The organism is Parabacteroides goldsteinii DSM 19448 = WAL 12034, assembly GCF_000969835.1.
GTDB classification, from domain to species: domain Bacteria; phylum Bacteroidota; class Bacteroidia; order Bacteroidales; family Tannerellaceae; genus Parabacteroides; species Parabacteroides goldsteinii.
The window spans coordinates 724971-746537 of record NZ_KQ033913.1 but is presented as its reverse complement, the minus strand read 5'-3'; the positions used below and the strand labels follow the sequence as shown (position 1 = coordinate 746537).

General features: G+C 47.0%; 12 protein-coding genes. 4 read left to right on the top strand and 8 right to left on the bottom strand.

What is annotated here, in order from left to right; translation table 11 throughout:
- Positions 1-12: 12 nt before the first annotated feature.
- The 8 genes from HMPREF1535_RS16090 to HMPREF1535_RS16055 form a co-directional block, all read right to left on the bottom strand.
- Positions 13-2382 carry an ABC transporter permease gene (locus HMPREF1535_RS16090; RefSeq protein ID WP_046146825.1) on the bottom strand — a complete coding sequence of 790 codons (2370 nt, stop codon included), beginning with the start codon at positions 2380-2382 and terminating at the stop codon, positions 13-15.
- A 470-nt stretch (positions 2383-2852) separates the two neighbouring features.
- Complete coding sequence (locus tag HMPREF1535_RS16085; RefSeq protein WP_046146824.1) at positions 2853-5174, bottom strand: ABC transporter permease; 2322 nt, start codon at positions 5172-5174, stop codon at positions 2853-2855.
- A 128-nt stretch (positions 5175-5302) separates the two neighbouring features.
- On the bottom strand, positions 5303-5983 hold the full coding sequence (locus tag HMPREF1535_RS16080; protein ID WP_007653323.1) for an ABC transporter ATP-binding protein: 681 nt from the start codon (positions 5981-5983) through the stop codon (positions 5303-5305).
- A 287-nt stretch (positions 5984-6270) separates the two neighbouring features.
- Entirely contained in the window at positions 6271-7077 is an 807-nt protein-coding gene (locus HMPREF1535_RS16075) for a DUF6261 family protein (protein ID WP_007653322.1), read from the bottom strand.
- A 325-nt stretch (positions 7078-7402) separates the two neighbouring features.
- Positions 7403-9766, bottom strand: a complete 2364-nt coding sequence (locus tag HMPREF1535_RS16070; RefSeq protein ID WP_262362567.1) for an ABC transporter permease — start codon at positions 9764-9766, stop codon at positions 7403-7405.
- A gap of 60 nt (positions 9767-9826) precedes the next feature.
- Positions 9827-12205, bottom strand: a complete 2379-nt coding sequence (locus HMPREF1535_RS16065) for an ABC transporter permease (RefSeq protein ID WP_046146822.1) — start codon at positions 12203-12205, stop codon at positions 9827-9829.
- A gap of 86 nt (positions 12206-12291) precedes the next feature.
- Positions 12292-13542, bottom strand: coding sequence for an efflux RND transporter periplasmic adaptor subunit (locus tag HMPREF1535_RS16060; protein WP_007653317.1), 1251 nt, complete (start codon positions 13540-13542; stop codon positions 12292-12294).
- A 43-nt stretch (positions 13543-13585) separates the two neighbouring features.
- Positions 13586-14926 carry a TolC family protein gene (locus tag HMPREF1535_RS16055; protein ID WP_046146821.1) on the bottom strand — a complete coding sequence of 447 codons (1341 nt, stop codon included), beginning with the start codon at positions 14924-14926 and terminating at the stop codon, positions 13586-13588.
- Between the two features lie 249 nt (positions 14927-15175).
- On the opposite strand from HMPREF1535_RS16055, the gene HMPREF1535_RS16050 reads away from it, so the two are divergent.
- From HMPREF1535_RS16050 to HMPREF1535_RS16035, 4 genes are all read left to right on the top strand, one after another.
- Positions 15176-16528: a sigma-54-dependent transcriptional regulator gene (locus tag HMPREF1535_RS16050; protein WP_046146820.1), complete on the top strand. Its 1353-nt coding sequence runs from the start codon at positions 15176-15178 to the stop codon at positions 16526-16528.
- Between the two features lie 110 nt (positions 16529-16638).
- Positions 16639-17955 carry a sensor histidine kinase gene (locus tag HMPREF1535_RS16045; protein ID WP_046146819.1) on the top strand — a complete coding sequence of 439 codons (1317 nt, stop codon included), beginning with the start codon at positions 16639-16641 and terminating at the stop codon, positions 17953-17955.
- A 181-nt stretch (positions 17956-18136) separates the two neighbouring features.
- Positions 18137-19390, top strand: coding sequence for an Nramp family divalent metal transporter (locus HMPREF1535_RS16040; RefSeq protein WP_046146818.1), 1254 nt, complete (start codon positions 18137-18139; stop codon positions 19388-19390).
- 313 nt (positions 19391-19703) lie between these two features.
- A complete protein-coding gene (locus tag HMPREF1535_RS16035; RefSeq protein WP_046146817.1) occupies positions 19704-21452 on the top strand; it encodes a glutamine--tRNA ligase/YqeY domain fusion protein in 1749 nt (582 codons plus the stop codon).
- The last annotated feature ends 115 nt before the right edge of the window (positions 21453-21567 follow it).

The window sequence follows — 21567 nt, the reverse complement described above, 5'->3', positions numbered from 1 at the left end:
AAATTAGATTAATTATTCACTTTTTACACTGTTCACCGGATTCTCATTTGCCGCTTTCCAGTTCTGGAATGTAACCGTCAGCATGGTTATACCGGCCACAATGCCGAAAGCCAACACAAACACCCACCAATAGATCGGGGTCCTATCGGAAAAGTTTTCCAGCCATTTATGTACACCGTAATAAGCAAACGGGACAGCGATCACAAAACAGATCGAGACAATACGCAGATAAGACCTGTTGAACATATTCAAAACCTCCCCTACTGTAGCACCGAACACTTTACGCACTCCGATCTCTTTACGTCTGTATTGCGTTTCAAAAACAACCAGTCCAAAGACACCCACGATCGACAGCACGATAGCCAGCAAGCTGAACAAAGTGACCATCTTTTTCAGATACTGTTCCTTATGATACAGATTATTGAATACCGTATCATAAAACTCCACCTCGAACGGATATGCCGGATCGATATCGGCTATTACCCGGTGGATATGGGCGACGGCTTCTTCCACGTTTGTTCCGGATTTCATACGTATATAAGAAACCGGTAATATGTTATTTGCTTTTACTTTAAGAAGTAGCGGCTTATCCTCCGAACGCAGGGAAGACACTTTTATGTTGTCGATGAAGCCGACTATATTACCTGTACCCATCCAATTCTTTGCTAACGAACACCCCGGTTCCATATCGGGAACGAAATCCAGTACCCGCTTGGTAAAAACACAAGCATAGGTAGAATCACTTTGTGCATCCGAACGGTTGAAGTTGCGTCCACTGATGACAGGAATGCCCATCACATCCAGGAAGTTCCATGACACATCGATAATTTCACTGCCAAAACCGTTATTATTATAACTGAAATAATTAGAAGAATAGACATCCGATGCCCCGACCAGGGTACTGGCAAAACCAACATCTTCAATACCGGCATATTCCTTGAGACGATTTACCAACAAGTCGCCGGACTTCTTGACCGTTTCCATTCCCAACGTCACCATCGCTATCTGGTCTTTATCGAATCCCAACTTATAAGAACGCATATAGTTATTCTGGATCTGTATAAAAGAAGAGCCGATGATCAAACCGATGGAAACGACATACTGGAAACCGATCAAAGCCGTACGCAACTTCCGTCCTGAAGCAGACAAGCCGAAACTACCTTTCAATACCAGTGCCGGTTGGAAAGAGGTCATATACCATGCCGGATACAGACCGGCTACCAATCCCAATAAAACAGAAATACCTAACATCATAAACAACAACGGTATATAATGCAACAGATTCGTATCCGCTTCAACGAACGATAAAACTTCCGCCCTGTTCAATATCCAGGTCAATAAAAAGGCCAACAGGCAGGCAAATACACAAATAGATACCGCTTCGGCTACCAAACTCGCCCGCAGACTTGTTGTCGAACTACCCAATACCTTTTGGGTATTGATACTTTTTATCCGCATCGGAGCCAGCGAAGTACTGAAATTCGTAAAATTGATCCCCGCAATAACAATAACCAGTAAGGCAATCAATACCAACAACCGTATCGTATCTACATTTCCGGTCTTAATAAAATCATCTAACTGACCTGGCATATAATAAATATCAATGATAGGTATCAGTTGCAAGCGGGTTTCTTTATTAACGTTATATTTAGCAAAATCGAATGTACTATTGAAGTTATCCTCCACCACCTGACGAGATTCAGGTGAATCGAGCAATAAATATCCCATAAACTGCTGAGAAAACCAATCGTCTTCGTAACGTTTATTCATCCGGGCATAAATTCCGTTTTCCAACTGCGAGTTTTCCGGAAAATCTTCATAGACAGCTCCGACGATAAAGTTCGTCTCGTCCCAATAGGGTATTTTGTCTTTTACACGTACACTCTTTCCAATGGCGGATTCGTTACCGAACATCCGCCGAGCCATGCTTTGAGGAATCATCATCTTTTCCGGATCTTCCAGGCAAGCGGCAACACCTTCCACGATAGTCGGCTCGAACACCTTGGCTAAATCCGGATAACAGGGGATTAACTGTTCTTTAAATCCCTTCTCTTCCTCCCCTTTACCTACTATGACATAACGCTTGCCAGTAAATGAATTCAGCAAAGTATAACTTTCGATATGCGGAGACGAAGTAAATGCGGCATTCGCCAATGCCTGGGGAATCACTGACGCATAAATATCCCCTTCCCCCCGATTCATATCCACCCGGCAAATACGTGAAGCGGTCGGATAACACCGGTCGAAAGTCCGCTCATATTCAACCTGCATCATAATCACCAGAAAAGCGGTAAAAGCCACCGACAACCCTACTATATTCAGGAAAGACGCCATCTTGAAGCGGCGCAGCACATTCAGAAAGTTTCGCAATATCGTTCTCATTGATATACTATTTTTTGTTATTTCAGTTATTTACACATTCCAACAACCAAAATACGTGCCAAAACAATAAAACATTAGATATCAACAAAATACAAAACAACAAAACTTCAAGATATGTCTAATAATTAGACAGTCCTGTCCAGTTTTTTTACATCCTATCCGCCCCCCCCAAAAAGTATTCACATTAGACGTTTCAGACACCAGCCGCAAGAATCTCCTACCTTTCAATAACATAAACTGAAAGGTAGTATCTTTTGAAAACAAAACTAAGGAGTTTTGATTGCAAAACATATATGCTTTGTCAACGAAACATATATGTTTTGAAAATAGATAAGCACCCGTTTAACTACCGCACAAAGGTAGCATATAAACCTGTATAATTAAGAGATCCATGCTATTCTTAAACAACTAAAGACGGAGAGTCATTCTTATGAATAACTTCCGCCTTTAAATTTATAATACTCGTATCGTTATTTATTAGCAATACTATTCACCGGATTGGCATTGGCTGCCCTGAAGCTCTGGACAAATACGGCAGCAAATGAAATAACCAGGCAGAACAGGCCGGAAACAATAAAGATAAGCGGATTCAGGTCGATCCTGTATGAATAGTCAGACAACCACTGGTTCATCGCATACCAAATGATGGGCGTTGCGATCACAAAAGCTACGACAACATAGATCAGGAAGGCACTGACCAGGCGTAACAGGATGCTTTTATTGTCCGAACCGAATACTTTACGGACTGCCACTTCCTGCGAACGCTGCTGGATAAAGTAGGTCGACATAGCCAATAACCCGAGCAAAGAGATCAGGATGGCGATACCGGCAAAGATAGAGACAATCTTTGCCATGCGCTGCTGCGCTTCAAACGATTCCTGAATCTGTTGGTCGATGAATTTGCCTTCGAAATTCAGGCCGGATGTCTGTTCGTAGGCCTTACGGATCTGTTCATAAGCCGTGTACGGGTTTCCATCTATTTCGATGATAATAGACCAGGGATACATTTCTTCCGGTTTATTGATGCGAAGCATAGACGGCTGGTTCTCACGGGTTATATTGCCGCGGGGCTGGAAGTTGCGGATCACACCGGCAATCGGGGTACTGTTTTCTCCCCATTTAAAAGCCGGCGCATCCATAGGCAACTCCATATCCATCATTGCTTTTTCGGTCAGGTACCAACTATTTTCGGCCAGGTGGTTATCGCGGATAATCTCCAGTCCCAGGATATTAAATGTGACGCTATCCATAATAAATTGCTGGAAACTGAGTGTTTTGTCTTCATACGTACCGGTCATATTGTTACTACCGCTGAAAGGCATCCCGCTCGCCAGCCCTATCCGTTTGACAAACGGCATCTGACGCACCCGGTCTAAAGCAGCTGTACGATCCGTTACATTCTCAAAATTATTGGAGGTTTCCAATATATTCGTTGTATTATATCCCAAAGGAGCATTGATCAGATGGTTGATCTGGAGAATCATCACAATAGAAGCTGCGATCATGGCAATCGTGATCGTATTCTGGAACGTGATAAAAACCTTACTGAACACCATCTTCGTCTGTCGGCGGAAAGTTCCGCGCACCACATCGATCGGCTTGGCCGAAGAAATCATAATGGCCGGTAACAGTCCCGACAAACCACCTATCAATAAAACGACCACAATCGCCGTACCGATCCAGAGAGGCGTACAGGCATCGGCCAGACTTATATCGGATTGCAGCAGGTTGTTGGCATAAGAGGTAACAGCCATGGCAAACAGCAAGCCGAGTATGAATGAAATAACCGTCAGCGACGTCGATTCCACCATCAGTCGCATGAACAATTCACCGCGCGACGAACCCAGCAAACGGCGTGTAGCCATCTCTTTTGCCCGTTGGCCCGCCTGTGCCACCGTCAGGTTGATATAATTGAACACGGCAAATATCAGGATCAGTATACCCACCGACATCAGAACAATGACAAAACGTCTATCCCCCGAATTTCCGTTTCCCTTTATCGGTGAAAAATACAATTCATTCATGGGGATGAGTATTACCTTTTTCCACAGTTCCATCTTATACGGCCAGAAGAACTCCTTCATATAGGTAGCAATATCATCTGTCTTAGGACGCAGGTCGGCCCCCGGTTTCATCATCAGAAAAGCGGTCGTAGCACCGGCATTATTATAGCGGTCCATGCCCAACGAGCCGTTAAACTCGGTGACGCCTTCGATCCGCAGCAGCAGGTCGGTATAAGGGATTGCCGAATTTTTGATATCTTCCATCACACCTGTCACCATCACTGATGTTGAGTCACTGATACGGATGCTTTGCCCTACCGGGTCGTCCGTGCCAAACAATTTGTTGGCAAATGTCCGGGAAATGACAGCATTGTTACGGGCCTGCAACACCCGATTCTTGTCGCCACTCAAAAGTTTAAACGAAAAGAAATTGAAGAAGGAAGAATCGGCAAAACATAAATTGGCATTCATCTTTTTATCATTTGCCCAAACGATCATCGAATTGAAATTGTTGCTGATGACCGGACAAACCCTTTCTATCTCCGGGTAACGTTCCTGCAACCGGTAAGCCACCGGAACGCCTGTCACTACTCCTTCTTCATAAGCTACCGCATAAATGCGGTCTCCATGTTCCTGAAATTTATCGACCGACAACTCCTGTACCGTATAAATAGAGATCAGAATGACGAACATCAGTGAAACAGACAGTCCGAACACATCGATCACCGTATATGCTTTATTCTTACCCAGGAATTTCAGGAAAGACTTTATATTTAATAGGTTGTTCATCTTTTTAATGGTTTAATTGTTCTACAGTTGGCGAGAATAAAAACATATCCCGCCTTCACAGGTAGGATATGTTCGTGTTTGCTTACATTCTTAATTTAGCTATATGTCCATGTGTAAAATCTAATTCATCAAATAAATTCGCTCACTGATGACACGATGCTACCGTCGAACAGGTTGATGATGCGGTGTGCAAAACTTGCGTCATGCTTGGAGTGGGTTACCATGACGATGGTTGTCCCTTCTTTGTTCAGTTCGGTAAGCAGCTGCATTACTTCGGCACCGTTCTTTGAATCCAGGTTACCAGTCGGCTCATCGGCAAGGATGATCTTCGGGTTGGAGACAACGGCACGGGCAATGGCAACACGCTGTTGCTGACCTCCGGATAACTGCTGTGGGAAGTGAGCGGCACGATGGCTGATGTTCATACGTTTCAGAATATCGTTTACCATCTGTTTACGTTCGGAAGCCTTTACCTTCAGGTAAGTCAGCGGCAGTTCCACATTTTCGTATACATTGAGTTCGTCGATCAGGTTGAAGCTCTGGAATACGAAACCGATATTCCCTTTACGAACCTGTGTACGTTCTTTTTCTTTCAGATGGCCCACTTCTTTATCAACCAGATAGTAATTACCGCCAGTCGGATTATCAAGCAAACCCAGGATATTCAACAAGGTTGATTTACCGCAACCGGAAGGTCCCATGATAGCTACAAATTCACCATCCTTCACTTCCATCGAAATATTGTTCAATGCGATTGTTTCTACTTCTTCTGTACGGAAGTGCTTACTTAATCCTTCAATCTTAATCATAATGTTATTTATTTAATTCTACATTTATACTTTATATTCCTCTTTAAAATCCACTCTCTTTTCTCTATATAATTCAAATTACGTGCCAAACTTAATAAAAAGCTAGTTTTCAACATTATACTGTTTTGTCTTTTTTACGGCAGTGTCTAATATTTAGACAGTCATGTCTATTTATTAGACACTTTGCGGCAGAAAAAACATCCGACCTTCACAGGCCGGATGCACATGTTTAATTAAAACTTAAACTAATATCGGTGACTATAAAGAGTCTTTGTCACCCCAAAATATTATTCTATTTCCGGACGGTCGTCCGGTTTTTTCTTGTTTTTGTTTGCCTTGGCGATACCGACACGCTGGTTGTAGCGTGCTTTGGTTTCACCGATCAAGGCATTGAGGGCCGTAACGAAAGCGGTCGTTTCGCCGGTCGGTTGAACGACGTTGTACGACTGCGCCAACAATGTCATATCTCCGTAAATCTGATCCATGCGACCGCGAACGACCTTCCCGCTGTCGATAGAGGCTGAGATTTTATTAGCCGAACGTTGTTCCGTCAGTGCTATAAATGTATCATTGCAAGTTTTCAGTTCCTCCAGGACGGAAGTCAGGCCAAGGGTCGTTACATTCGATTTATTCGCTTCCTTTTCCATATCCAGCAGCAAACCTAAAATTTGTTGGGTTTCCTGCTGGTCGGCCAACTTCTGGATACCGACATAGATTTTCACCTGATTGTAAAGGCTGATCGCGGCATTTCTTTGAGCCGAAACCGGACTTTTAGTCATTTGCCGGACTGTCGAGGTAAAATAAACGACCAACTCATCGCGCTGCTTATCCGTTTCGGCCAGTAAAGCTGTTTCATCACTGATAAGCGATTTATTCACCACATCGGTAAGGATATTCAATTCGTTTTTGAACGTATTTATCTGCTCGTCGGTAAAACCCAGGGCAGCAGGGCCGGTCAGATCGACACTTTCTATTTCCGGACGATCTTCCTGTTTCACTGGAATGAGGGCTAAAAAGCGGGTCATATGGTTGGCATATTCGGCATTGTTCAAGCGTTCCAGACTTAAATCTATAATTCTTGCAAGTGTTTCCATGGTATTCTTTATTTAATATTATACAAGTGTTTTCTTCGGTCGTAAAAGTAGGTTTTTATTTTCATGGGACAAGGAAATTCTGCATTTTCTTTCAAAAGAATTTGAAAAACACAGTTTTTCTCCGGAAACAATGTTTCTAAGGACTTGTCGGAGGGTAAAAATGAAATTTACAATGTTTCCGGGAGGATAACCCACTGTCGACCTCTCAGAAACATTGTAAATTTCATTTCGTCGGTGGGACAAGCTGCCGGAAACATTGTAAATTCCATTTCGTCGGTGGGGTAAGTCCCCGGAAACATTGTTTCCGGCATTTTCACCCTCTTCCCTAATCCGCCTTTATACTCTCCACCGGATTTTCATTCGCCACATTCCATGCTCGTATCAGCACGCAGGAGATGATAACGGCATAGACAAACAAGGCCGCCCCGATGAATATAAAGAAACTGAGATGGATGCGTTCGGCGAATTTCTCCAGCCAGCCCGAAGCATTGATATAAGCGACAGCCACCCCGATCGCAAGAGCCGGAAGGGCGATGTAGGAAATATCACGCGAAAGCATACGGAGGATATTCACGGCCGTAGCCCCGTTTACCTTACGGATGGCTATTTCGCGGCCGCGGCGGTTCGTCTCGTCGGCCGTGTATCCCAATAAGCCGATCAGGGCAATGATCAGGGTGACGATACCGCTGATCATGATCGCGTCGCGGAAATCGCGGTCGTCCTGATACTGGCGGACGATATCCATTTTATATACGGAGGCTTCGACCACCTTGCCGGTGATCGTTTCGGTAAGGACGCGGTTCACTTCCGCCAGGTTGTCCGACGACATCGTATTCATCTTGATCAGGATATTCACGGGAGGATTATAACAATCAGGTGTGGCGTAGAAGAAAATCGACGCACGCGTATCCGGGCCTTTCAGGGAGCCGATACGGAAATCGTCGAACACACCGCAGACAGTGAACACTTTTGTTCCCTTGCTATGCTCGGACACCATGACGCCTTTACCGATGATACTGCCCGTCCAGCCTGCCGTCTTTTCCATCAGGTCGACGAATTTACGGCTGACCATGATTTTATCGCCGTTGGCCTCATCGGGACGGAAGGCATGGCCTTCAACGACGGGTATCTCCATCAGGTCGAAATAATTGTCGCCCACGAAATACATGTCGGCTATATTGAAAAGATCGCGATCGTCTCCCGGAATATTTATGTTATTGCCGGACGGATAACTGAAAGGCAGTTCGGTGCTGCACGATACCATCTTCACCTGTGGCAGGCGGCGCAATTCGGCCATCGCACGGTCGCGCACCTGCGGATCGACACCGCGTGTATTACAATAAACCAGATTCTCGTAAGCGTAACCGGGATGACTCGAAATCATCGTGTCATACTGCCGGCTGATGGTAATCAACAGCGCCACCAGATAGGCCGTGGCAACGAATTGAACGAACAGCAGGCAGAGCTTCCAGTAGCGTTTCGACTCTTTCACACTGCGGAAAGCCGTAGCCACCGGAATACGCATGAAAAGCCAGGTCGGTACGAAGCCCGTCACCGCAAATACCACCACGCAGATGGCCAGCAGGATCGACATCGTAGGCAACGTGAAGAGCGCCGACAGCGAGGCGGACAACAAATCTTCTATCTTCCCTTTGAAAATGACGATCAGGAAAGCCGCCAGCAACAACGACAACAGCAGGTGCAGGAACGACTCGGAAAGAATCATCCCGAAGATATTCTTTCCCGACGCACCGTAGCATTTATGTACGGCCACCTCCTTGGCGCGGCCGATCAGCGTAGAAATCACGACCAGTATATAATTGAGGACGGCGATGGAGATCAGGATGATCGCCATGAAAATGAGCATGTAGTTCATGTCCTTCACCTCCTTATTATTATTGTGGATGTCCTGCAACGGAGAGATGGAGTACGACAAGTCTACCCCGGCTTTCTTCAGGCCTTCCATATCCTGGTTGCGCTCCTGCATCCGGCGGATGGCGGGGGCGAGCCCGTTGGGATCGGTGCCGGGGAGCAGCTTCACGTAAGCGATATAACGATCGTTGCCCAGCCAGTTGGTCGTGCTCCATTCGGGCATGGTGGCCAGCGAAGCCACGGCATCATAGCGCAGGTGGCTGTTTTCGGGGATATCCTCAAACACGCCACCGATGGTGAAGGGAGAGCCGTGGTTAGCATCGCGCACGAAGGTCTTGCCTACCGCATTCCCCACGCCGCCCATCTTCTCGGCCAACGAACGGGAGATCATCACGTAGCCGGGACGTGCCAGGACATCTTTCGGGTCGCCCACCAACAGGGGACGGGGGAAGATGTCGAAAAAGCTGGTGTCGGCCAACAGGAGCGTGGCGGTGAGGTATTGCTCTTCGGGAGTCATGATCAGTTCGTTGTTCTCGCCGATACGGGTGTAGCGGGTGGCAAACTCTACTCCGGGCACCTCGGCTTTCATACCGGGGGCGATGGCACCGCTCACCTGTCCCCAGGAATCTTTTTTGCCGTCCCGGTTCAGGTCGGATTTAACCAGATAAATCCGTTCGTTATCCGGATAGAAGTTATCGTACGAGCGCTCGAAGCAGACTTTCGCTACCAATACCAGTCCCATCGCCAGTCCGACGGCCAGCGCAAGGATCTTAATCCCGTTACTCCTCCCCTTCTTGAAGAGGGAACGGAGTGCCATGTTAAAATTCTTCATATCTATTATTGTCTTTTTATTTTATTCCGGATATATATGTTTTTTCTATTCCGATTTCAGGCTCAGCACCGGATTGGCATTCGCCACCATCCAGGTACGGTAGACCACCGTCAGGAGGATAACCGCCAGCACGACCACAGAGCCAGTCAGGAACAGGCCGGCATTCATCGGGATCTTCTCCGAAAACTGCTGCAACCACTTTTCGCTGGCAAACCACGAAGCACCCGCACCGATCAGAATGGCCGGCAGTGCCATCCATACAATGTCGGAGGAGATCAGACGGAGGATATCCCGTTCGGTTGCCCCATTGATTTTGCGTACGGCAATTTCTTTCCCGCGGCGGTTCGTCTCGTCGTTGATGTAACCGATCAGGCCTATCAGGGCGATGATCAGGGTAATGATGCCACCCGCCATCACCGAGTCGCGGAAAATACGCGAGGTATCGTAGAGCTTCGTGAGGCTGAAACGGTAATCTATGAGATTGATCTCGCGGTCGGGCAGGAACTCTTTTATTACATTATTTATATGGGCGAGATTCTCCGCATTCCTTTCACGGAATTTGACGACAAGGGTCTGCTCGGCCCGTTTACTGAAAAAGATGGCGGAGTTGACCATGCCTTCCTGGTCGATCCGGCCCATCCGTACGTCGTCGTAAACGCCGACAACGGTAAAGGGATCGTCCGTGCCATGCCCACCGATATCGAGCTTCTTGCCTACCACACCGTCTTTCCACTGAAAGGCATTGGCCAGTTCGGTAGCCATCTGGCGGCTCACCATGACGAGTTGCATGGAGTCGGAATAGGATTCGTCGAAGGCTTGTCCCTCTATCACCTTCATCTCCAGCAAGGAGACGAAGTTGGCATTGGTACCGTAAAGATCCCGGAAATGGGCTACGGCATCCTCCGAACCGGGACGATAAACGATATCGCCCGAACCGGAAAAGGCCGGCAATTCGTAGCAGGTCGTAACGTCTTCCACTTCCCCCTGCTTGAGGATTTCATCCATCAGCGCTTTGCGGGAGGATTGAGGAACGCCTTCCAGATTACAGAAGGCCAGCCGCTCGTAGGAGTAGCCGGGATTATCATTCACCATGAAACTATATTGCCAACCAATAACGATGAGCAGGCAAACGAGGAAACCTACCGCCACGAACTGGATAAACAGCAAGGCTTTCTTCCACGACCGCCGGGAGTTGGTGTACGAACGGAATACCAACGCCACGGGTATCCGGGCGAACAGTTGCGAAGGCAGCAGGCCGGCAACCAGAAACACCAGCACACAGACACCCAACAGGATCATCAGCGTGTCGGGCGTGAAAAGCGACGACAGCGAGGTGCCCAGCAGCTCTTCCACGATCCGGCGGAAACCGAATACAAGGAGTGTGGAGAAGACGACGGATATCAACAGGTTGAGAAATGCCTCTGAGAAGATCATGTCGGTGATGTTCCAGCCCGTCGCGCCGTAGCATTTATGGATCGCCACATCCTTCGAGCGGGTCACCATCGAGGAGATGACCAGCAGCACATAGTTCATCAGGGCGGCAAAAAGGATGGCGAAAGCAATGGCAGTCAGCATCACGGCCATACGCTTGGTGGCCGGAGAACTGGCATAAAGCTCGCCGAGCGGACGCAGGAAGATGCTGTACGTCATGCCTTGCTCCTTCAGTTTCTTCGAATCGACATGACGGTCGAGCATTTCGGCCATAGGTTGCAGCATATCGTCTGCCGACAGGCCGGGTTGCAGGAGGACGTAAGCGTTGAAGCTGTCGCCGCCCAGCCATTGGTCGTCCTTCGACCATCCGGTAATAGCTTTGAAGGTGGAAAGGGAGACAAGTACGTCGTAATAAAGATGGGTATTCTTCGGAACATCCTTAAACACACCGCCGACGGTGATCTGAACGCCCGGGAATGTCTGTACCTCGAAGGTTTTGCCGATCACGTCTGCTCCGTCGGGGTTGATTTTGCCGGCCATTTCTTCCGAAACAAGGGCATAGAGGGGGCGCGACAGTGTCTCACGGGCATTACCGACCAGCATTTCGCGGGGCAGGACGTCGTAGAAACAGGAGTCGGCCAACATGAAGATGGCGGTGTACTTCTTATTGTCGGGTGTTTTCATGACCATCTCGCCTGTTCTTTCACAACGGGTAGCAGCCACTACACCGGGGATCTCGGCTTTCATGCCGGGGGCTACGCCGCCACTTACGCAGGGGAAGCCGTCATTGCTCTTATCTCCGATGCTAAAGTTCTCCTGGATAGCAAAAATCCGGTCGGATTCGGGATAGAAATTATCGTACGACAACTCGAAGCAGACTTTAGCAATGAGTACCAATCCCATTGCCAGGCCTACGCCCAACGACAGTATCTTAATATCATTATGTCTGCCCTTCTTGAACAGGGTGCGGAAAGATATGTAAAAATTCTTCATTGTAACAGATTCGTTTTGTTATTGCTGACAGAAAACCAATATGACCGGCCTTGGAGGTAGGGGGTCTGCCCCCCTACCTTTGCATATTACTCCAACACCAGGACTTCGTTATCCTTGTAGCTTTCATAGCTGGAAACGATTACCTTTTCTCCTGCTTCCAGGCCTTCTGTTACTTCATAATACTGCGGGTTCTGACGGCCGATCTTGATCTTACGGCGATAGGCTTTCTTGCCATCTTTGTCGAGTACGAAGATCCAGCTGCCGCCGGTACTCTGGAAGAATGTTCCGCGTGGTATGATGATACTCTCTGTCGGCTGTCCCAGTTCCAGATTGATATAATAGGTCTGACCGCTACGGATATTGTCAGGGCGTTCGCCTGTAAACACCAGGTCCGTACGGAATTTACCGTCGCGAACTTCCGGATACACCTTGCGTACGGCCAGTGCGAAACTTGTTCCCTGACGGTCGAAGTCGGCATCCAGTCCCGGCTTAACACGGTCGATATAATGTTCGTCGATCATCGCTTCCACCTTATAGTCGGAAAGGTCGTTGATCTGGCCGATCTTTAAACCGGCAGAAACATTCTGTCCCAGCACGACATCCAGCAAACCCAGTTCGCCGTCAATCTGTGAACGGACATTCAGATGTTCCTTACGTTCATGAACCAATTGGATGTTACGGCGCATGTTGGCCAGACTGGTTTCCATTTCGTCCATCTGGATCGTACGGGAAATTGAATCCTGACGCAGGCGCTCGACAACAAGGTCATATTTCTTTGTTGCCAGTTCATAATCTTCTTTAGCTTTCAGATAATCTTCCTTGGCAATCAGGTTTTCATCATACAATTTCTTCTGTTGTGAATAAGCACGGCGTGAACGGGCAATGTCGACATCGAGCTGCGCTTTTTCCAACTGATTGTTCAGTTTGTCCTGTTCCATGGCCACCTGTGTGTTACGCAGGAAGTTTTGTTTTTCCGCCAGCTGAGCTTCGGCATCCAATATCTGCAAATCGAGGCTTGAATTGGAAAGGCGGATAATAACGTCGCCCTTCTTTACCTGGGCACCTTCTTCCACCACTTTCTCCTGAACGATACCGCCTTCTTCCGGGCTCAACTGTACCACAGTAATCGGCTGCACCTGTCCGTTTACACGAACGAAATCATTGAACTGCTCCTTCGTAACCTCACCGATACTGATACCGCGGGCGTCCACTTTCAATGTCGATGCATGATCGCCGAAAATGATCCATCCGACCAATGCCAGGAATAAAACACCGCCACCTACATAAGGTAAATGTTTCTTCTGAATGCCTCTTTTCTTTTCTAATTGTATATCCATTGTTGTATGTTTTTATTTCTTTATTATCAGTTTCTGTTTATTCTCAGTTTATACCTTCAATCAACGGTTTACCTTTATAGTAATCAACCAACTTGCATTTCAGCAGATACATCAGCTTCCGTTGCAGCAAATCAGCTTTCGACAGCAGTAAAGTATTGGCACTGGTCTGTAAGTCGATCGGACTCATCAAGCCTTCTTCAAACTTGCGAAGAGTCACCTGGTAGGCTATTTCGTCCGCCTGAGCTTTCTTTTCCATCTGGATCGTTTCCTTGGCATACCCTTCACGATCGAGGATAGCCTGTTCGATAGCCGTCTGCAACTGGCGGAGCACCTCGGTCTGCTGTTCCTGGGCGATACGCATATTGTTGCGTGCCTTGCGCAGATTTGTCAGACGGTCCAGACCGTTAAAAAGCGGGAAACTCAGGTTAAAGGAAATGTATTCCCCCCGGTTGTTCTTAAACTGGCTTCCGAATGCAGCAGGAGCCTGTTCTCCTTTCAGGTTCTCATAATAATTGGTAGAAACACCGGCTGAGAAAGAGATGGAGGGTAACATGCGTCCTTTAGCCATCAGATATTGCATTTTAGAAGACTTCAGTTGAAGTTGTGCCTGCAAAGCTGTCGGGTTATTATCGGATGCATAATCGTAAATTTCCTCCACCGATTCCAACATGGTTGCATACGATTTATCCAGGAGCATGGTATCTACGTCCAACTCCATATCCGACGGGAAGTTCATATTTTGTTTCAAAGTCAATATGGCTGTATTCAGCAGATTCTGCTGATGCGTCAGGTTATAGTCGTTGGCAGCGACCTGCGCTTCGATCTGGGCGACATCGGCTTTTCCTTTCAGTCCCAGTTCTTCCTGGCGACGGGTTCTATACAGGATACGGCTGTTCTCTTCCAGTTGCTCGGCAGCCAGTTTTACTGTTCCCTGATAATATACGACATCCATAAAAGCCTGCATCGTATTGATTGCCAGATCATCCTTTTCCTTCTGGATATCATTCATACCCAATTGACGGTTCGCTTTTGCCATACGCCATTGGTTGATCAGTTGTCCCCCATTAAATATAGGTATGGAAACACTCAGGCCATATCCGTTATTAAATGTAGATGTATTGTTATAGACGTTGGTTTCCGGGTCAATGGAACGTCCGAAACTATACTGTGCTCCTACACTTGCACTCATGGAAGGGAAGAAAGAAGCTACTGCTGAATTCAACTCTGCTTTATAAGAATCGCTCGTATGGGTTTGTTTCTTGACTTTCGGACTGTTTTCAACGGCATAATGCATGCATTCGTCCATTGTCCAGCGTTTTTCCTGGGCCATGGCAACTGTTGCCAGGCTAAGCGAAAGGATCGATGTAACTATTATCTGTTTCATTTTTGTGTTATTTTCTGCCAACAAAAGGGCAAAGAGCGTGCCAAACCTGATAAAACACTATTTATCAATAAATTGTAAAAACCGTTCTTTTTCAGAAGTGTAAAGAAATTAGACAGTGGTGTATAATTATTAGACAACCTGCATTTATCCGTTTTATACGCATATTTTATCTGTCTAAATTTTAGACACAGGTTAGGTAGTATAAAACCGAAGCCCTATCTTTGCATTATAAATACATTAAATATCACAATGGCTAAACAAGGCACCATACTGGTCGTAGACGATAACAAGGGGATTCTCACCGCAGTACAGATGCTGTTAGGTACCTGCTTCGAGAAAGTGATAACCATCTCTACCCCAAACAAAATAAAGACGACACTGCATAACGAGAATGTGGACGTAGTCCTGCTGGATATGAATTTCAGTGCCGGAATCAACACCGGTAACGAGGGACTTTTCTGGCTGTCCGAAATAAAGAAGGAAGACCCGGCCGTACAGGTCGTACTCTTCACCGCTTATGCAGACATAGACCTGGCAGTAAGGGGCATCAAGGAAGGCGCCACCGACTTCGTTGTCAAACCCTGGAACAATGCGAAGCTGCTGGAAACACTGAAAACGGCTTACGATATCCGGATAGCAAACAGGAAAGGAGTTCCGCATGAGAGCAGCAAGCAGGTTATCTCTAAGGAAAGCGGCATGTTCTGGGGCGAAAGCAACGCCATGCAGCAACTCCGCAACCTGATCGAAAAGGTTGCCAAAACCGATGCCAATATCCTGATCACCGGAGAGAACGGAACTGGTAAGGAAATGCTGGCAAGAGAAATACATATGTTGTCGAACCGCAAAAAAGAGGCTATGGTCCCCGTAGATATGGGTGCCATCACCGAAACATTGTTTGAAAGCGAACTGTTCGGCCATATGAAAGGTGCCTTTACCGATGCACGCGCCGACCGCCCCGGTAAGTTCGAGGCAGCCAACAACGGAACCCTGTTCCTCGATGAAATCGGGAACCTCTCCTATCATTTACAGGCAAAGCTACTGACGGCTATCCAGCGCCGCAGCATCGTCCGGGTAGGAAGCAACACCCCTATCCCGGTAAATATCCGCCTGGTCTGTGCCACCAACCGCGATTTGCAGGAGATGGTACAGAAAGAGCAATTCCGTGAGGACCTTTTATACCGTATCAACACAATACACGTGGAAATACCGTCCCTCCGCGAACGTCCGGAAGACATTGTTCCGCTAACTGAAATATTCCTGGCAAAATATTGCAATATCTACGGTAAATCCTCCATGCGCCTCAGCGCAGATGCAAAGGATAAATTGAAGCAGCAACCCTGGTTCGGTAATATCCGCGAACTGGAACATACCATCGAAAAGGCCGTGATTATTTCTGAAGGCGAAACCCTCGACAGCTCCGACTTCGACTTCCCCCGCAAGAAAGAATCGCCGCTGAAAGAGGCAACCACGCTGGAAGAGATGGAGTACAACATGATTAAGAATGCCATGGACAAGTACAACGGCAATCTCTCGCTCGTCGCCAGCCAATTGGGTATTTCACGTCAGACGCTGTACAATAAAATCAAACGTTATGAATTATAATGTGCCAATATGCCAATGCGCTGATATGCCAATGAAAGGCCACAGCACAACGTAGGTTGTATCCGTAATTGGCACATTGGCATATTAGCACATTGACACATTATTATCTTATGTTAAAAGGTATCTATCATAGTCTGACTTTCCGGCTGGGGTTATTCGGAATATTAATCGTCGCAGGAACCTATTTCGCCATGACGCGGCAATGGGAATGGTTTATCCTCGTTTTCATAGGCTGGCTGTATTCCATACGGATGATGAGCCAGTTATTCAAACGCAACGCCCAGAAGGTAGCCTTCATGTTCGATGCCATCGACAACAGCGACTATGCATTCCAATATGCCACCCGAGGACGTTCATCCAACGACAAACTGGTAAGCGAATCATTAAACCGCATCACCCAGATACTTTTCCAGGCGAAAGCGGAAGCCGTGCAGAAAGAAAAATATTACGAGCTGATCATGAACTCGGTCAATACCGGCATAATCGTATTGGATGACATAGGCAACATCTACCAGACCAACAACGAAGCCCTTCGTCTGTTGGGCCTTTCCGTTTTCACCCATGTCAAACAGCTGGCGCGCATCGATGAAAAACTACAGACTACGATTGCCAATATCCTCCCGGGCGACAAACATCAGATATCATTCGTAAACGAACGCGGAACGGTAAACCTTTCCATCCGCGTATCCGAAATGACCTTGCAGGAAAAACATGTGCGTATCCTGGCTATCAACGATATCAACAGCGAACTGGACGATAAGGAAATCGACTCCTGGATACGTCTGACTCGTGTGCTGACACATGAGATTATGAATTCCGTCACCCCGATCACCTCACTGAGCGATACGTTGCTTTCCATCCACGAAGACGCCAACAGCGAAATACGTAATGGCCTGGAAGTGATCAGTACAACGGGAAAGAGCCTGATCTCATTTGTCGAGTCATACCGCAAGTTCACCCATATCCCGACACCGGAACCTTCGTTATTCTATGTGCAAAAATTTGCGGAGCGGATGACAAACCTGGCCCGTCACCACAACAATTTCCCCAATATAACGATTAATATAAATATAGAACCGGCCGACCTGATCGTTTATGCGGATGAAAAACTGATCACCCAGGTTGTACTGAACTTGCTGAAAAACGCCATGCAGGCCATCGGCAGCGGACAACCGGACGGGCTAATCGAGCTGAAAGCCTATTGTAATCCGGACGAGTCCGTGATTATCGAGGTGAGCAACAACGGTCCTACCATCCCACCGGAAGAAGCGGTACATATTTTTGTACCGTTCTTCACGACCAAAGAAGGCGGAAGCGGCATCGGATTATCCATTTCGCGGCAGATCATGCGGCTCTCGGGGGGTAGCATTGCCTTAAAGAGCAATCCGGCGATAAACAAAACGTCGTTTATTCTGACGTTCCCGTAGAAAACAATAAAACGTTCCCTTTGTTATTTCTATTAGAGGTACGTCTAATTTTATTTACACCTAGGTCTAAATCGATTTACACGTACGTCTAAATGAATTTAGAGGTAGGTCTGTTTCAAAAGACTACAGGAAAGAACAAAAAGAAAGTAACTAACATTTGGATATAACAAGTAATAAAAACATGAAACTGCTAGACAAACTCAAGATCAATCACAAACCTCGTTCCGGAGGATTAGACCTTTTAAAATACATAGGCCCTGGATTATTAGTCACCGTTGGATTCATCGACCCCGGAAACTGGGCAACCAACCTGGCAGCCGGTTCCGAATTCGGATATGCACTGCTATGGGTGGTCACTTTCTCTTCCATCATGTTGATCATTATCCAGCACAACGTTGCCCACCTAGGCATCGTAACCGGTTTGTGCTTATCGGAAGCGACCAATAAATATATGCCCCGGATGCTTAGCCGTCCTATTCTGGGTTCGGCCATGCTTGCCAGCATTTCGACTTCGCTTGCCGAGATATTAGGTGGTGCCATTGCGCTGCGGATGCTGTTCAGCATACCGATAAAGATTGGTGCCGTAATCGTTACGATTGCCTGCCTGATCATGCTTCTCAGCAATACCTACAGCAAGATAGAACGCTGGATCATCATGTTCGTTTCCATTATCGGCCTCTCTTTCCTGTATGAACTGGCTTTGGTCGATGTCAATTGGGGACAGGCCGTCACCGGATGGGTAAAACCGTCTTTTCCTCCCAACTCCATGCTGATCATCATGAGTGTGCTCGGTGCCGTAGTGATGCCCCACAACCTCTTTCTCCACTCGGAAGTGATACAGAGCCGCGAATGGAACCTGGAAGATGAATCCGTCATCAAGAAGCAGCTGAAATACGAATTCTATGATACGCTCCTGTCGATGGTTATCGGCTGGGCGATCAACTCGGCCATGATTATCCTGGCAGCAGCAACATTCTTCAAAGAAAAGATTGCCGTAGACGAACTGGACCAGGCGCAACAATTACTGGTTCCCCTGGTTGGAAACAACGCCGGCGTGATCTTTGCGGCCGCACTGCTGCTGGCCGGTATTTCATCAACAATTACATCGGGTATTGCGGGAGCCTCCATCTTTGCCGGCTTCTACGGGGAAGCCTACAATCATAAAGACTTACACTCCAAGCTGGGAGTCATTCTTTCATTCGTTCCGGCCTTGCTCATCATCTTCCTGATCGGCGACCCGTTCAAAGGACTGATCCTCTCGCAGATGCTGCTGAGCGTGCAGCTTCCTATCACGGTCTTTACCCAGGTATATCTAACCTCCAGCAAGAAAGTAATGGGACAATATGTCAACTCCCGTTCAACCACCATCCTTCTCGTATTATTGGGAACCATGGTTACGGTATTGAACATAGCTCTGCTAATCAGCTTGTTCTGACGCATTACATTCTACGTTTCACCATAGCACACAGGTGACACAGATTGAACGGATGGGCACAGATTCTTATTTAATAAAATAAACATCTTCTCTGTATAAATCCGCCAGTTCTGCGTCACCTGTGTGCTATAGTGAGACTATAGTAACCCAATTAAGAAAAGCCGGTAAAACAACTTTTTCCTTATCCATGTATTATACTCTGTTCGATAAAATTAAGCCACAAATACAGGAAAAAACTTGTATTGCTATGCAGCAAATAAAGAAATCGCTACCTTTGTTCCGTTAATAAAGAAATAACATATTTATAACAGATATGAGCGATATCAGAACGAACGAAGAAGAAGGCAAAAAAAGCCTGAATTTTATTGAAGCAAATGTTGAAAAAGACCTGGCAGAAGGTAAAAATGGCGGACGTATACAAACCCGTTTCCCGCCCGAACCAAACGGCTATCTGCATATAGGACACGCCAAAGCAATCTGTCTGGATTTCGGTATTGCAGAACGTTACAACGGAGTTTGTAACCTTCGTTTCGACGACACGAACCCTGTAAAAGAAGATGTAGAGTACGTCGATGCAATCAAGGAAGATATAGAATGGCTCGGATTCCATTGGGGTAACATCTATTACGCATCCGACTATTTCCAGCAATTGTGGGATTTTGCCATCCGTCTGATCAAAGAAGGAAAAGCCTATATCGACGAACAAAGTTCGGAAGTTATCGCCCAGCAGAAAGGAACCCCTACCCAACCGGGTATCAATAGTCCGTATCGCGACCGTCCCATCGAAGAAAATCTGGCGTTGTTCCAAAAGATGAGCGACGGCGAAGTGGAAGACGGAGCAATGGTGCTGCGTGCCAAAATAGATATGGCAAACCCAAACATGCACTTTCGCGACCCGATCATCTACCGTGTACTTGCCTCAGCACATCACCACCGTACAGGCAACACTTGGAAAGTGTATCCGATGTACGACTTTGCCCACGGACAGAGCGACTTCTTTGAAGGCGTTACACACTCGCTTTGTACACTCGAGTTTGTGGTACACCGTCCGTTATACGACCTGTTCATCGACTGGTTGAAAGAGGGTAAAGACCTCGACGACAACCGTCCGCGCCAGACTGAGTTCAACAAACTGAACCTGAGTTATACGCTGATGAGCAAACGTAACCTGCTTACACTGGTAAAAGAAAAGCTGGTCGACGGTTGGGACGATCCCCGTATGCCGACTATCTGTGCATTCCGCCGCCGTGGTTATTCTCCCGAGTCTATCCGTAAATTCGTCGATAAGATCGGATATACCACTTACGACGCCCTGAACGAATTCGCCTTGTTGGAAAGTGCCGTTCGTGAAGACTTGAATGCCCGTGCTACCCGTGTATCGGCCGTTCTCGATCCGGTCAAACTGATCATCACCAATTATCCGGAAGGACAGGTGGAAGAGATGGAAGCTATCAACAACCCGGAAGACCCGGAAGCAGGCAGCCACCTGATCGAATTCAGCCGCGAACTGTGGATGGAAAGAGACGACTTTATGGAAGATGCACCGAAGAAGTTCTTCCGTATGACTCCCGGACAGGAAGTACGTCTGAAGAATGCTTACATCGTAAAATGTACCGGTTGCAAGAAAAACGATGCAGGCGAAGTGGTGGAAGTCTATTGCGAGTACGATCCGAATACCAAGAGCGGCATGCCGGACAGCAACCGCAAAGTAAAAGGAACGCTACATTGGCTGAGTTGTGCGCATAGTCTGCCGGCAGAAGTCCGCTTGTACGACCGCCTCTGGAAAGTAGAAAATCCGCGTGATGAACTGGCCGCTATCCGTGAAGCCAAGAATTGCTCCGTGCTGGATGCGATGAAAGAGATCATCAATCCGGATTCTCTGAACATATTGACGAACTGTTACGTGGAAAAATATCTGGCAAACGCCAAGCCATTAGATTATTTACAATTCCAGCGTATCGGTTATTTTAACGTAGACAAAGACTCTACGCCCGAAAAGCTCGTATTCAACCGCACCGTATCCCTGAAAGATACGTGGAGCAAGGTGAAGGACAAGGCTTGATAATTTGCCAATTAAACAATATGCCAATGCGCCGATTTTAATAATGTACCAGACAGGATATACTAATCATTCCGGTTATTGGCATATTAACAAATTGGCATATTGGCACATTAAA

Coding starts and splice junctions, on each gene's coding strand:
- HMPREF1535_RS16090 (WP_046146825.1), bottom strand. CDS start 2,382: ATGAGAACGATATTGCGAAACTTTCTGAATGTGCTGCGCCGCTTCAAG.
- HMPREF1535_RS16085 (WP_046146824.1), bottom strand. CDS start 5,174: ATGAACAACCTATTAAATATAAAGTCTTTCCTGAAATTCCTGGGTAAG.
- HMPREF1535_RS16080 (WP_007653323.1), bottom strand. CDS start 5,983: ATGATTAAGATTGAAGGATTAAGTAAGCACTTCCGTACAGAAGAAGTA.
- HMPREF1535_RS16075 (WP_007653322.1), bottom strand. CDS start 7,077: ATGGAAACACTTGCAAGAATTATAGATTTAAGTCTGGAACGCTTGAAC.
- HMPREF1535_RS16070 (WP_262362567.1), bottom strand. CDS start 9,766: ATGGCACTCCGTTCCCTCTTCAAGAAGGGGAGGAGTAACGGGATTAAG.
- HMPREF1535_RS16065 (WP_046146822.1), bottom strand. CDS start 12,205: ATGAAGAATTTTTACATATCTTTCCGCACCCTGTTCAAGAAGGGCAGA.
- HMPREF1535_RS16060 (WP_007653317.1), bottom strand. CDS start 13,542: ATGGATATACAATTAGAAAAGAAAAGAGGCATTCAGAAGAAACATTTA.
- HMPREF1535_RS16055 (WP_046146821.1), bottom strand. CDS start 14,926: ATGAAACAGATAATAGTTACATCGATCCTTTCGCTTAGCCTGGCAACA.
- HMPREF1535_RS16050 (WP_046146820.1), top strand. CDS start 15,176: ATGGCTAAACAAGGCACCATACTGGTCGTAGACGATAACAAGGGGATT.
- HMPREF1535_RS16045 (WP_046146819.1), top strand. CDS start 16,639: ATGTTAAAAGGTATCTATCATAGTCTGACTTTCCGGCTGGGGTTATTC.
- HMPREF1535_RS16040 (WP_046146818.1), top strand. CDS start 18,137: ATGAAACTGCTAGACAAACTCAAGATCAATCACAAACCTCGTTCCGGA.
- HMPREF1535_RS16035 (WP_046146817.1), top strand. CDS start 19,704: ATGAGCGATATCAGAACGAACGAAGAAGAAGGCAAAAAAAGCCTGAAT.